General features: G+C 45.7%; 9 protein-coding genes. 5 read left to right on the forward strand and 4 right to left on the reverse strand.

The genetic code is table 11. The features are described 5' to 3' along the window. Positions 1-279: 279 nt before the first annotated feature. The 3 genes from metF to AXE77_RS02130 all read right to left on the reverse strand — a co-directional run bounded on the left by metF (position 280) and on the right by AXE77_RS02130 (position 6,065). The gene (gene metF, locus AXE77_RS02120) at positions 280-1,134 is read right to left on the reverse strand and encodes a methylenetetrahydrofolate reductase [NAD(P)H] (protein WP_116711899.1); all 855 of its coding nucleotides are present in this window, start codon (positions 1,132-1,134) and stop codon (positions 280-282) included. A 3-nt stretch (positions 1,135-1,137) separates the two neighbouring features. Next, positions 1,138-3,480 (reverse strand): 5-methyltetrahydropteroyltriglutamate--homocysteine S-methyltransferase, encoded by a 2,343-nt coding sequence (gene metE / locus AXE77_RS02125; protein ID WP_116711900.1) that lies wholly within the window; start codon positions 3,478-3,480, stop codon positions 1,138-1,140. Positions 3,481-4,019: 539 nt separating this feature from the next. Beyond that, a complete protein-coding gene (locus AXE77_RS02130) occupies positions 4,020-6,065 on the reverse strand; it encodes an LTA synthase family protein (protein WP_116712057.1) in 2,046 nt (681 codons plus the stop codon). Between the two features lie 407 nt (positions 6,066-6,472). Between AXE77_RS02130 and AXE77_RS02135 the strand changes: the two genes are divergently transcribed. From AXE77_RS02135 to AXE77_RS02155, 5 genes are all read left to right on the forward strand, one after another. Continuing rightward, a complete protein-coding gene (locus AXE77_RS02135; protein WP_116711901.1) occupies positions 6,473-7,852 on the forward strand; it encodes an alpha/beta hydrolase in 1,380 nt (459 codons plus the stop codon). 1 nt (position 7,853) lies between these two features. Then, positions 7,854-10,526 carry a bifunctional lysylphosphatidylglycerol flippase/synthetase MprF gene (locus AXE77_RS02140; protein WP_116711902.1) on the forward strand — a complete coding sequence of 891 codons (2,673 nt, stop codon included), beginning with the start codon at positions 7,854-7,856 and terminating at the stop codon, positions 10,524-10,526. Positions 10,527-10,661: 135 nt separating this feature from the next. After that, positions 10,662-11,126: a 5-(carboxyamino)imidazole ribonucleotide mutase gene (purE, locus tag AXE77_RS02145; RefSeq protein WP_421778481.1), complete on the forward strand. Its 465-nt coding sequence runs from the start codon at positions 10,662-10,664 to the stop codon at positions 11,124-11,126. Further along, positions 11,110-12,282, forward strand: a complete 1,173-nt coding sequence (gene purK / locus AXE77_RS02150; protein WP_116711904.1) for a 5-(carboxyamino)imidazole ribonucleotide synthase — start codon at positions 11,110-11,112, stop codon at positions 12,280-12,282. The genes purE and purK overlap by 17 nt, the downstream gene beginning before the upstream one ends. Positions 12,283-12,573: 291 nt before the next feature. After that, positions 12,574-12,972: a Fur family transcriptional regulator gene (locus AXE77_RS02155; RefSeq protein ID WP_116711905.1), complete on the forward strand. Its 399-nt coding sequence runs from the start codon at positions 12,574-12,576 to the stop codon at positions 12,970-12,972. An 87-nt stretch (positions 12,973-13,059) separates the two neighbouring features. Here the strand turns inward: AXE77_RS02155 and AXE77_RS06705 are convergent. Then, on the reverse strand, positions 13,060-13,291 hold a 232-nt coding region (locus AXE77_RS06705; protein ID WP_205727509.1), incomplete at its 5' end, for a hypothetical protein.

Raw genomic sequence — 13,291 nt, forward strand, 5'->3', positions numbered from 1 at the left:
ATTGCATTTATTTTGTGCATATATACATTTTTGCGCATTTATATACATTTATACACTTTATGTTAAATTTCAATACTCACTACCACTCGGTCGTAAGAATATTAGCGTGGTAGAGATTTGAGATTTTTTGCACTGAGCGCGGGACGCTCGCGCGAATTACGACGCGCTCGCTACGAAACTCGCGTTGGAAGTCCCCCGGACTTCCAACTTAAGCGAGTTTCCGCTCCGAGTTGCCTTCGCGCGCTACGCTTTAAGCGCTTCGGCAGGTCGTCGCGCACACTACCCGATTTTCGTAAACAGCGGCTTCACATTCGACCAAATCCTGCGCGCAATACCCGGATGATTCATCGTATACAAGTGAATACCATCCACTCCTTCAGCAATCAAATCGTTAATCTGCTGAGAAGCAAAAATACTGCCAGCATCACGCAAGCACTCAGCGTTACTTCCCCAACGATCCATCATTGCGGAAACTTGCGAAGTAATACGAGACGAACACAAGCTCGTCATGCGCTTAACTTGCGAAGCATTCGCCACAGGCATCACTCCAGCCTCAATAGGCACAGTAATACCAGCCGCACGCGCCAAATCACGAAAACGCAAAAAATCCTCGTTATCGTAAAAAAGTTGCGAAATTAAGTAAGTAACTCCCGCATCAACCTTGCGCTTAAGATTCTCAATATCCGCCTGCAAACTTTCCGCTTCCGGATGCTTCTCCGGATAGCAAGCGCCCAAAATAGGCAAATCCGGGCGCTTGGAACGAATATAGGACACCAAATCACTAGCATGCTCAAAAACGCCTGCCGCCTCCTGGCCAGCAATCACGTCGCCACGCAAAGCCAAAACGCCAGAAACACCAGCATTATCAAACATTTCCAAAGCTTCATCAACAGCATCATAATCAAGGTAGCGAGCTGTTAAATGAGCAACCGCGTCAATACCATATTCGGAGCGAATAGTATTCGCAATACGCGCAGTAGCAGTACGATCCTGCAGCTTTCCAGTGCCGTAAGTAACCGAAATAAAATCCGGGTCAAGACCTTGCAAACCATCCAAAGTATCGTAAATCGTACCAATAGGAGATGTGCGCTTAGGAGGAAAAACTTCCAGCGAAAACTTTGGTTTATAAGCCACAACTCACCCCCTGCTCGGCTGATCGTTTAGCTTGTTATCTTGCAATTCTTCCCTAACCTCTTTAGCAGCAGCCACAAGATTCTCCAAGCTAGGCCAAGTTTCAGCGTCGCCACGAGTTTTAAGACCGCAATCCGGGTTAATCCAAAGCTTCTCAGCAGGCATCTTACGCAAAATCTCGTGAATACGCTCCACAAGCTCCGCCTTACCAGGAACGCGCGGAGAATGAATATCATAAACGCCAGGGCCAGCCTCAGTTTCAAAATGCGCGTCGTGAATAGCGTCAAGCACAACCAAGTCGCCGCGAGAAGCCTCGAAAGAAATCACATCCGCATCCATAGCATCAATGTCGCGAATAATGTCATTAAACTCCGAATAGCACATGTGTGTGTGAATTTGCGTAGTCGCAGCAACAGCAGAATGAACCAAACGGAAAGCAGCAATCGCCCAATCCAAATACTTCTTATGCCAGTCAGAACGACGAAGCGGCAACTTCTCACGCAAAGCAGCCTCATCAATCTGAATCACACGAATACCCGCACGCTCCAAATCCAACACTTCATCGCGAATAGCGAGCGCCAACTGCTGAGTCTGCTGCTCGTGAGTAATATCCTCGCGAGGCCAAGACCAGTTAAGAATCGTCACAGGGCCAGTAAGCATGCCCTTCACCACGTGCTTCGTGCAACTTTGAGCGTAAGCACTCCACGCCACAGTAATCGCAGACTCGCGAGAAACATCCGACCACACGATTGGAGGCTTCACGCAGCGCGTGCCATAAGACTGCACCCAAGCGTTCTTCGTAAACTTAAAGCCGCGCAAATGCTGGCCGAAATATTCAACCATGTCGTTGCGCTCAAACTCGCCATGCACAAGCACATCCAAGCCAATTTGCTCCTGATGCTCAATGCACTTGGCAATGCGCTCGCGCATAAACTCGTCGTAAGCTTCACGCGAAATCTCACCCTTACGAAGAGCGGCACGAGCGTTACGAATATCCTTAGTTTGCGGGAAAGATCCAATAGTAGTCGTTGGCAAATCCGGCAAGCCAAGCGCTTCCTTTTGCAAACGCTGACGTTCCACCCTTTCCGGCAGTCGCACAAAATCGTTCTCGCTAAGATTAGACAAACGCTTAGCAACAGTTTCGTCAGTTTGCACTCGAGAACCGTCGAACAAAGCCTGATTCTTTGCTAAAACATTACTTTCCTTACGAATTTCGTCACCCACGTTCGCAAGCGAAGCAATATCGTGAAGTTCTTGCAACTTTTCAACAGCAAATGCGAAATGTTGCAACACATCCCCACCTAACTCGTTTTCACATACCGTGCTGAACGGCACATGCAAAAGCGAGCAGGCAGTAGCGACAGCCACGCGATCCGTAACCTTTTCGCGCAAAGCATCAACCAAACCAAGGCTCACCGCATAATCGTTACGCCAAATATTACGGCCGTTCACAACGCCCGCAAAAAGCGTAGTCTTATCGTTCACACCGTAACGCTCAATGGCTGAAAGATTTTCATCCTTACCTTCCACCAAATCAACGCCAACACCGTCAAAACCAAGATTATTCACCGTTTCGTAAGCGTCAGCAATATGTCCAAAATACGTGTTGAGCAACACCTTAACGGACTGTTCGCGCGCCTGAAGAATCGGAGCATACAAATCCTCGAACAGCTGCAAGTCGCCCGGCTCCTTATCCAGAGACAAGTACGGTTCGTCGAATTGCAACCAAGTTGCGTGAAGCTCGCCAAAACGCTTCACAATGTTGGCATACGCGTTACCAAGTGCCGAAACCACAGCTTCAGAAGCTTCCAATTCTTGAGCTTCCGGAGTCCTCGCAAGCTTTAAGAACGTATAAGGGCCAATGAGCACCGGCTTCGTTATTACACCCTGAGATCGAGCTTCTATAAACTCGTCAAACGGTTTAGTACCAGCCAAATGCAAGCTTTTCGGATGCTCAACTTCCGGCACAATATAGTGATAGTTCGTAGTGAACCATTTTTTCATAGGCAGCGCAGTTACGTCACCCCGCTCACCTTGGTAGCCACGAGCTATAGCAAATAAAGTGTCCTCTTCATGCTCAAAGTTTAATTTTTGGTAGCGTTCAGGCACAGCACCCAATAAAATCGCTGTGTCAAGCATTTGATCATAATAGCTAAAATCATTGCTTGGAATTAAGTCGACGCCAGTTTCTGCCTGGATTCGCCAATGCTTAGCGCGCAGCAAACGAGCTATTTCACGCACTTCGTCTAAGCTCGCATCAGACTTCCAATAACGTTCAATAATTTTTTTCAATTCGCGGTCGGCACCGATACGCGGGAAGCCCGATACCGAAGTGAGAACAGTAGACATATACCCTCCAAACGTTTCTTGTAACTCGATTTAGCCTAGCAAAGAAATGCTTGAGAGTGGTCATTGAGGAACTTGGGGTGTCGTTATAAGCTTAATTTATATGCTTAATTTCGTGTTGTTTAATAACTAATCAGCTGTGAGCAATGGAAATTACTAGCGCGCCGCCTTGATTACCGTGACGCGAGTTCTCGTTACTGTGGCGCGAGTTTGAGGGGATTTCTCTCCTCAAACGTCCCGTCCTTCAGTCGCTCTGGTTGTTAAAGGTTCTAATGTCTGCTTCGTTCTCTATGAATGTTGCTCCATCAGTCCTCTTTTAGTTTTCGTAGAGAAATCCCCCAAACTCTGCGTGCTAATCGTTAATAACCTCATCTTATCGCAGAGATTTTTCGATTTTTCTTCTTCGCTCGACTTGTCAGTAGCCTTCGGCTCTGACGTCCGTCTTCGCTCAGCGCGAAAAATCTCAAATCTCCACCACACTAATATTCCTACTACAGAATTACGATGCGCATTAAGATGTGATGTAAGTTACAGGGTTTGAGTCACGGAAGTTTGAAGAAGTTAGTGTTGCGAATGTAGTTCTTTCCGGCAGTGATGTCGTATTGTATAAGCTTATAGTCGTCCAAAAGCCGCTTGGTTTCTTTGCTCATATCCGAATATGCCATAGGCTTACCGTCACGATTCAAATAAATCGGCTGGCCCTCTGGAATCCTATCCCAGCCCTGAATCGTATTGACCACAGGAGGCTCCATAGCACTTATACGGTTATGTAGCTTCGTCAACAAAGCCAAGTACGCAGAAACCTTCGCGTTCATATGCGAAGCAGCTTTAGCAACAAAAAAGTTAGGCGAAGCGTAGTCGTTTTCGCGAATCTTATACGCATTTTCGCGAGCACGCTTCATACTGCTGTCACGCTGCTGACGCGCTTTTTTATTCGACCAAATAAAGTAATCAGTCAAATGCAAAGCTAAGGAATTCTTTTCATCCGCGCTCGCCGTGCTGTATACTCCCGGCAAGTGATCACCATAGAACACAACAGTTACCGGCTTATTGAACTTATCCAACTCCTGCAAAAAGTCGGCAGTTGCCTCGTCCGTATACTTCACGCCTTGAGCGTAGGTTTCAATAGAAGTAGTTTCGTCACTTCCCAAAGCTTCGGCACCGTTGGCAGCGTTCGCTTTGAAATCGTTATGCGCATACCAATTGCGGTACGGCATGTGATTTTGCATAGTAACAATTTGCACAAAACGCGAACCGTTCACGTTCGCAATCTTCTCAAACGCACTCTTATACGCTGACGCATCCGAAACGTAAGGAGACTTATCAAGCATGTCTCGGTGTGCAATAACGTCCGGACCTTGCAAAGCGTAGAATTTTCCAAAACCAAACTTCTTATAGTTCGTAGAACGCAAGTACATGCTCGGCTCGTATGGGTGGAAAGCTACAGAACGACTGGCATCGCCCCAATATTGGTTAATAGTTGGCGTCCACTGTGCGTTAGGAACCAGCTGCTGGTATGGGCTGGTCAGCGAAGCGTTAAAGTTCACCATACTTAAGCCCGTTAGCGACATGTACTCAAGGTTTGCAGTGCCACCACCGTAGCCTGAAGACAGCATTAAGCCGCTGTCAGTGCGCTGCTTAAGCCCGCTAATAAACGGCATAGGATTCTTATTTAATTGCAAACCTGGCACTCTGGAAGGATCAGAGAAGGATTCTGAAAGCACGTAAACAACCGTATTATCGGTCAAATTTGTGGTGCGGAAACGATTGATACGCTTGGCTTCATCAGAGTAACGCTTATACAAAGCTTTCATCGTTGCTTCATTATAATTAGCCGGCTTATCCATAATTTTCGGATTTACCTGACGCAAAAACGCTACCAAAGCTCCATTTCGCTGAGCGTCATAAACAGAATCCCACATCGCCGGCATGTCGCCCATTGCTTTAGAAAAATTATTAGCAACGGAATCAACCGTACCAACTCCGGTAACATACCAAACCAAATTCCCAAGCAGAACCAACGCAACGATTGCGCGCGTACCAATCAAATATCGCAAATCCTTAAACCGCACAACTCTGCCATGATTCTCATCAATAATGTGCATTGCAATACTGAGCGCAATAATAAGCACAAACCCAACAACCGCAACACCGATAACCATAGGCGCGTTATCCGGCAAAAATGAAGCAATATTGCCCGTGTTACTTTTCAAAAAATTCAAATCCGCTGGAAGAATCGTCTCGTAGCGCACATTCACTTTCATATATTCAATAACAGCAATAAGCATTGAAACGGCAAGTAATATGGCGCTCACTATCCAGAAGCGGTTAATAATAAGCAGCATAAGACCGTAGATGAGGCCAATAATGAGCATGTTGAGCAGCAGCACGAAATTAAGATGCGTCCACATTTTAGTTAGCAAAGCCCAACGGCCACCGACCATTGCGGAAGTCATTTCTACTCTACCGCTGCGCTGCACGCCCATTTGCACAAACAACACTGCCAGGCTGTCGACAACAACAAACAAAACGGCATACAGCCAGCCCGGAATAGTAATATGCAAAAATGACTTCATACTGTTCTTCATACTGTTTTTTATACTGCCCTTCATACTGCCCATACTGTCCTCAAACAACGCATAAATCCATAAAAATCACTGATATAACGCTACTCTACTTATTCCTATCGTCATCGCGCACCCAACATTCACCACTGCTTCTCATAACTTGAATATTTGTAAACATTTTCGACACAACAATATATTTCATACTTTTGAAGGATTACAATATATATTTTGCAATCTAGTATGAAACGCATAGCAAAAAAGATAAATATCACAGTGCCAGCGCCACTATAAAACGCAATCTTACAAGACGTATTGAGGAAAAATTAAGATACGTGCGCTATATTAAAGCGTTTGGTAGGAATTTACACGTATAACAACGAACGCATTGACAACAACGCGCAAATTGAAAGAAAGTGCAGGATTAAAGCATGCAGCAGTTGGCAAAAGTGAGCCTTTTACAAGGTTGGTTACCAGCCAGCTTATTCAGCGTAACCGGTATTACTTTGGTGCTACTCGTTGTTATGCGCTCGCATGCTGGCAAACGCCTAATACATTTTCTGGTACAAATTGGTGTTGCGAGCATATCGTTTGTAGTAGGCGGCGGTATCGCATGGCTCGTTTCTGATGTGTTTGTCGCTTTTGGAGTAAGCCTTGGCTGGCTTGTAATTCTTTCTATCGCATGCGGGTTTGGATTAATCGGTTTCGCCGCCACAGCAGTGGTACTTTCGCGCGGAATAAAACGATTTACAGCAATTATTGCGATTATACTCACGTTGGTCAGTACCGCTTTGCGAGTAGACATGGTTTACGGCGAGTACACGACTATAGGCTCCATTTTTGGTATGGGAGCTTTTCCACAACTTGAAGTCGAGCGGGAACAATCTGCCACTGCGAGCATTAAAGAATGGCGAAGTCTTGCAAACCACAATAGATTGCCTCGACTTCCTAAAAAAGGAATCGTAAGATCGGTGCGTATTCCTAATACTATTTCTCACTTTCACGCACGAACAGCAAACGTATATTTGCCGCCTGCAGCATTAGTAAAAAACGCTCCAAAGCTACCAGTTATGATTATGCTAGCGGGACAACCTGGAAGTCCTAACCATTTTTTTGCTGCAAGTGATATCGCAAAAACGCTTGACAACTACGCAAAAAATCATGACGGACTTGCACCTATTGTTGTTGCACCAGACCAGAACGGAGCAACAACACACAATTCTTTATGTTCTGACACTCACGTTTTTGGAAAAGCTGAAACTTACTTAACTAAAGACGTGCCAAATTGGATTAACAAGCATCTTCCCGTAAGCAGCGATCCGAAAATGTGGCTTATGGGAGGCTTTTCTCAAGGCGGCACTTGCGCTACGCAACTAGTTCCGTCCCACCCTAATATTTTCAGCAGCATGTATTCTGCTGGAGGCGAATTGGCACCAACATACAAAAATCGTCAAGAAACTATACAACGCTACTTTAACGGCAATACGAAAGCCTATAACAAGCACGTTCCGGAAATAATTATGAGACGAAACGCACCTTTGAAACAAAACTATTACGCTATTGCAGGATATTGGGACCCCAAATCACAAGCAAACCAAGCAACTATTGCTATGAGTGCGCACCGAGCAGGCATGAATGTGATAACTATGCTCGCCCCGAACTCTGGGCACGATTGGCACACCGTACAAGCAGGATTGGCGCTTGTTATTGACCAGTTTTGTAAACAAACTGGCATCGCCGACACAACACCTCATTTTAGTGAGTACCAAAATCTTGAAGTTCTTATTCATCAGCGAGTGAATCGAAACTAATATGAAACTATCTTTCTTTCATAAGCGCCGCAAGCAGAATAGCTCACGCTCACAATCGTTTCGTCATGCAAAAATTTTAGCGAAAGATTTCATATCGTGGATTAAGCAACGCGCATTTGCCTTAGCGATAACATGCGGTTTTATTGTCATAAACTGCATACACTGGCTTACCGTAACCATTATGCACGTTTACACGTACGGAACCAATGCAACGCTTGCGCAACTGTTTATGCGACATCATCCGCGCAAAGGCCCAAGCCTATTCTTTGGTCACGGCAACATGTCGGAACTGCTGCTCAAACTTTGCCACTCACTACTTTTCGTAAACAGCATGCCTTCGCTACTGGTTAATAGTCTTCTCGCACTAGTGCTAATCGGGCTTGCAGAAACACGAATAACCCGTTTTCGTATTGTTACCATTTCCGTTATAAGCACCATTATCGGTATGGTAATTGGGCTTACTATTATTGGTAATCTTTCTATTCTTATTCGCAACATGCACTGGATTACCAAGATTCCTATACGATTATCTCCTTTTACGCTTTTTATTGGCGCATTTATGGCGTCAGCCGCGCGCGAATCAATATTATGGCATCGCCGAATGCTGGTAATCGGTTACGCAACTACTTCAGCAATGCTGCTTTATAGTGGAAACCCGGGAGACTACTGCACTATTATCGCCGCTCTAACCGGCCACGTTCTTGGCAATCTCATGTACGGTCGTAATCGCAAAAATCAAGGCGTAAATTGGTGGGAAGGAACCGATTACGAAATTCGCAGGCTGTTTGCTTTCACACAGAGCATACTAGCTTTGGGTCCGCTGCTGGCTTTGTCGTCGCGATCTCACGCTGGAATTCTTACCACCCTTGGTTTGTTTATGTCGCCACAAATGGGCTCAAAACCTTGGCTTACACGCTGCTTAACTAATTACAGCACCAACAGTTGTCTGCTCCATTCCGGATTACACCACGCTGCCGTCGGCGGACTGTGGATTCGTATTCTTCTGCCGAGCATTACTATGATGCTTATTGCGTGGGGAATGTTGCGAGGACGTAGGCTAGCGGCATGGTCTTCTATTGTTCTTAACTCGTTAACTGTGCTCTATGCCGGCATGTACTTTACGGTTCTTCCGTTAATTGCTACTAAACAGCCTGAACTTACGCACCAACACAATGCGGTTGCTGTTGCATTTATGCTTACTGCACTTCCGCCGCTATTATTTACTATTTTACTCGCCATTAATTTGAAACATTTTTCTATCCATACCGATCGGCTTAAAGTTCGGTTAGGTTTATTGGCGATAGTGATAACGCTGTACGTTACCGGAGTAGGCTACGTTATTTTTGGTCTTATGATGTCGGACAATTTTAAGCCTACAGCCGACATACATCACCTTTTGCGTGATTTACCTGGACGCTGGATGCCAATGGGATTCGGCAATCGTTCTAACGCTATGCTTCGCACGCAAACACCGTTATCGTCGTTTCTTGCGCAAAGCGTGGGCGTAATTTTTTGGATGGCTATTTTTATGGTTTGCCTCACGTGGTTCCGAAGCAAACTTGCCACTAATGAAAACGATAGGGCTCAAGCAAGTTCCCTTGTGGAATTGGGCGGCAATACCATGAGCTTTATGACTACTTGGCCAAATAACCACTACTGGTTCTCCCCAAGTGGACAATCTGCAATCGCCTACCGTTTAAGCTACGGAATCGCACTCACTCTTACCGGTCCTTTTGGCAATACAAGTGAATATACGCAAGATCTTCGCAGTTTCATTCAACTGTGTGAACAAAATTCATGGTCTCCAGCATTTTATGCCGTTCACGAAGAGTCACGGCAAGCGCTAGAAAAGCTCGGTTTTACTGCGATTAAGGTTGGCACAGACATGCTCGTCAATCCTAACGAGTGGCAAACTCGCGGAAAAAAGTGGCAGGATATTCGCACTGCTATTAATAAAGCTAAACGCGATGGAATTACTGACGTATTGTGCACTTACAATCAAGCTCCGTTGGAAGTACAGCAGCAAATTGTGGAAATTTCTGAAGAATGGGCTGAGCTTAAAGCCCTTCCAGAAATGAAATTTACGCTCGGCGGCTTGGAAGAATTGCGAGACGAACGCGTAAAAATCTTGTATGCACAAGACGAAAGCGGCAACGTACTCGGAGTGACCAGCTGGATGCCAACGTATCGCAACCACCGTATTATCGGCTGGACACTTGATTTTATGCGACATCGTACCGATAGCCCTAACGGCATTATGGAATTGTTGATTGCTCGCATGGCGGAACGTTTGCGTGACGAAGGGCTAGAAAATCCGGAATCTGCCGTGGAATTTATGAGCCTTTCTGCCGCACCTTTGGCAGGTATTGGCGAGCATGATCTTGACGAGCATGGGCTTGGCGAAACCGAACCGCAGTCAGCCAACGTTATCAGCCACGCTTTGGAAATGATGTCGGATATTTTGGAGCCGGCTTACGGATTCAAATCACTGTACTTCTTCAAGAAAAAATTCCAGCCAACCGCAAATCCTGTGTACGTCTGCTACTTGGATTCTGCAAAACTTGCGCAAATTTCTCTTGCAGTAACTCACGCATATTTGCCGGAAGCCAGCCCAAAGCAATTGTTAGAAATGACGAAATCATTGCGTCCAAAAAGTGACGAACGTAACAAATAATTTGTGAACTTTTGCTGTATTTTTACTCTAGTTTCGCTCCACTTTCGGCGAGTTCTCCCGACTGTTGCGTAAAGTAACAAGTGCACGTCAGGGAGGTTCATCGTGTCAGAATTAAAGCCAACCGTCGCTGTCGTAATGGGATCCTCAAGTGATTGGGAGACCATGCGTCATGCTTGTGAAATCCTAGATAAATTCCAAGTTCCTTACATGAAACGAGTTATTTCTGCACATCGCACGCCAGAACTTATGGCTGATTTTGCGCACAACGCTCGAAAAGAAGGATTCCATATTATTATTGCCGGAGCCGGTGGAGCAGCCCACTTGCCTGGTATGATTGCGGCACAAACCACACTGCCAGTTATTGGCGTTCCGGTGCGTTCGCACGCGTTATCCGGATGGGATTCACTGCTTTCTATTGTGCAAATGCCGGGAGGAATTCCTGTTGCCACAACAGCCGTTGGTAATTCTGGCGCAACTAACGCAGGATTGCTTGCTGTGAGTATTCTAAGCACAAACGACGAGCGTCTAGCAAACGAACTTGCAGAATATCGCGAAGAACTTAAAGCGAAAGTTGAGGAATCCAATGCCGACCTTATCTGAAGTCACTAATGGCGCTGTTGAACGCTTAATGCCGGGCGCTACTATTGGAATTATTGGCGGCGGCCAACTTGGGCGCATGATGGCTATTGCAGCACGTCACATGGGATTCAGAATTGGCGTTCTTGACCCTACCGTTGACTGCCCTGTGTTCCAAGTAGCAGACTTACAGGTTGAAGCAAATTACGACGATCCCGAAGGCTTACGCGAGCTTGCAGAACGTTGCGACGTGCTCACTTATGAATTTGAAAACGTAAATGCGGATGCACTCGATAAAGTTCGTCATCTTACTGCTATTCCTCAAGGCACAGACTTGTTGCGGGTTACGCAAGATCGCGTCAGTGAAAAAACGTTTATTAATAGTCATGGAATAGAAACTGCTAAATGGTGCGAAGTTAATAGTCTTGACGATTTAGACGCTGCAATTGACGAAATTGGTTTTCCTGCTATTTTGAAAACTCGCAGAGGCGGCTATGATGGCCACGGACAAGACGTGTTGCGCACAGAAGAAGACGTCGCCAACATTCACCATAGAGCAGATCGCGGCGGAAAATTCCCACCTTCGATTCTTGAAGGTTTTGTTGATTTTGCTTTTGAAGCTTCGATTCTTGTTTCTGGCAACGGCAAGGATTTTGTGACTTACCCGCTGGTAAAAAATGTGCATCACAATAGTATTCTGCACATGACTCTTGCCCCAGCTGTGGTGGATGCGCAGGTTGAGCAAGCGGCGCACGAGTTAGCGTTACGCTTAGCTAAAGGCTTTGAACTTGCAGGAACTTTGGGCATCGAACTTTTCATCACCAAAGATAATCGCGTGGTGGTTAACGAACTTGCTCCTCGTCCGCATAATTCTGGACACTACACGATCGAAGCTTGCGACATGGACCAGTTCGAAGCGCATATTCGCGGTATCGTAGGCTGGCCTTTGCAGAAGCCTCGCTTACTTTCCCCTGCTGTTATGGTAAACGTTTTAGGGCAACATGTAGCTCCTACACGCTCGCTTATTTTAGAGCATCCAGAATGGCATGTACACGACTACGGTAAGGCAGAAGTGCGTAAGAATCGCAAAATGGGGCATATTACTGTGCTGTGTGACGATCCTGTTGATGCTGCTGCCGCATTAGACGCTACCGGCTGCTGGGATGACGAACTCAACTAAAACCAAAACCAAGGTTGAATTAAGGTTGAGCTAAAGTTTAGCTAGTCAAAATAACACAATAATTTAAGATTTGTGTACGTATAGTTGCGGTGCCTTATTGAAACTTTCCCAAATTTTAATAAAGCACCGCACTTCTCGTATAACGCAACGTCTATAATGAAATATCTCTTACAAATATGCAATGAAATGTCTCTTACCAGTATTTGACTAAAGTTAGAAACGCTTAAAAGCATGTGTTTCAAGTAGTGTAATTCAAAATAACTACTTGTAGAAGCTACGAAAGGACGCGAGATGAACGGCGAACCTGTACGTCGACATACGAAGCAAAAAGAAATAGTGCTCGCCTATTTACGAGAATCTCGCAATTTTGTTTCGGCACAAGACTTGCACAGAATATTAGCCAAAGACGGAGAAATAATTGGTTTAGCGACTGTGTACCGTCAGCTCAACGCACTTACGCAAAGTGGCGAAGTAGATACAGTACGTTTTAACGGTCAACAATTATTCCGCATTTGTGACGAAAACACGCACCACCATCATTTAGTGTGCGAACGCTGCGGAAAAACCGTTGATATTGAGCCGCCTGACGATGAGGGCTGGATTCATAAGGTTGCGCAAGCGCACGGATACACAGTTGTTGACCACACGCTGGAAGTATTCGGCTTATGCGAAAACTGCCGGGAGCAGTGACGCTCCGAGCCGCTTTCGCAATGACCCTTCTTTCGTTACTGGCGCAGTTGGTGTTCTGCACGAGTAACATATAACAACGCTTTTTCGTTACTGGCGCAGTACGGTTTCTGCACGAGTAACATATAACAACGCTTTTTCGTTACTGGCGCAGATTGCATACTGCACGCTCACAGTTGCAAACCCCGGAGATTCTCCGGCAAATGTTCCAAAAAACGGCCAAAACGACAACAAACTCCGGGAATTTTCCGGCAAATGTTCCAAAAAACCACCAAAACAACAACAAACGCCGGAGAAAAAACTCCGGCAAATGTTCCAAAAA

This window comes from Gardnerella massiliensis (genome assembly GCF_003408845.1).
Classification (GTDB): domain Bacteria; phylum Actinomycetota; class Actinomycetes; order Actinomycetales; family Bifidobacteriaceae; genus Bifidobacterium; species Bifidobacterium vaginale_H.